1 protein-coding gene and 1 pseudogene are annotated in these 1,366 nt (G+C 41.4%); one reads left to right on the forward strand and one right to left on the reverse strand.

Translation table 11 applies throughout. The annotated features are described in order from the left end of the window. On the forward strand, nt 1-499 hold a 499-nt coding region (locus tag AC1DUA_RS37815), incomplete at its 5' end, for a nitrilase-related carbon-nitrogen hydrolase (RefSeq protein WP_477504599.1). A gap of 369 nt (nt 500-868) precedes the next feature. Here AC1DUA_RS37815 and AC1DUA_RS37820 read toward each other — a convergent pair. Beyond that, nucleotides 869-1,366: pseudogene (locus tag AC1DUA_RS37820) on the reverse strand (transposase); the annotation flags it as partial.

The following is a 1,366-nucleotide window of genomic DNA, read 5'->3' on the forward strand; positions in this document are numbered from 1 at the left end:
GACGAAATCCATCTCAGGAATTCTCATCAGCATGATAATCTTTCAACCGAACCAACCCAGACAAACGTATTCGAAGCAAAAATTACATGCCGATGAATTCCCATACTTCGTTGGTGGCAATGAACAAATAGTTTTGACTCTAGATGGTACAAAGGTTGCTCCTGCTATTTGCTATGAGTCTTTGCAGATAGAACATGCAGAACAAGCAAATAATCTGGGAGCAGACATTTATCTTGCAAGCGTAGCTAAGTCTCGAAATGGAGTTGGCAAAGCAATGAGCCATTACCCTCATATTGCAAATACATATTCAATGACGGTTTTGATGACGAATTGTATAGGGCTTTGTGACAATTTTGAAAGTGTTGGGCAAACTGCAGTATGGAATAATCATGGACATTTAGTTGGTCAGCTTAATGACACAAACGAAGGAATTATCATATATGATTTAACAACGAAATCACTCATTAAGAAACAATATTTAGATGTATCTGATTGCTAATCGACCAGGATAAATGGATGCTTAAGTTTAGATTGTTACTACCTCACAAGTTCATTACGCTCCCTCGGTATGATTTAATTTCCTCACGCAAGCTCGTCTATTCGCAGGATTTCATCCTTTAGATTTTAATGATGAATGAAAGATAGCGAGATATATTTGGATGTGTCGTTAAAAAGGCATGCGAGAACAGAGGTGGAGTTGAATCACCCAATTCATTCCAAATGAAATGCTGCACGTATTCTCCACGATTCCCTTAGCGATTTTCACTCCCATGTCTCGACGGGTCAATAGCCCTCTCATTCCTTCGTCACATCTATCTAAGGGGTGGAGGTCGGTCTTTCTAACGGAACAGGTCGGAGCCTTTTTGCGTAAGATTCGAGCTAGTTTTCCACACAGCTTCATGATAGACTTCATCTTTTTAAGCTTTTTCTCCTGAACATTGTAGTGGTGTAAGGCTTTAAATTCTTGGTTACTCATGACCATGCACATTGTAATTAAATAGAGAAAGTGACGCAGTCGTGGACGGCCTCGTTTACTGAGCTTCAGTTGTCCTTTCCATTTACCCGAGCTTGCTTCGGTCACATTGAGACCTGCGTGACGGAGTAGAGCATTCCCGTGCGCATAACCTCTAAGATCTCCAGCCTCTCCTAAAATACCAGCTAGAGCAATGGCACTTATGCCAGTAATGGCAAGGATTTTGCCTGAATAGGGGATACGTTCAACAACGTCYTTGGCTTCTTTTTCGATYCTCTGCAGTTGTTTAGTGGCTAARTCGTGCTCCTCAAGGAGCTGCTCTAGATGRAGTTTGTAAGCATGTGTTGCCTGCTTAGATCCAACAGTTTTCTTGGCAAGATCGATGAGTAGATG

It is taken from the genome of Paenibacillus sp. 01T422, assembly GCF_056398785.1.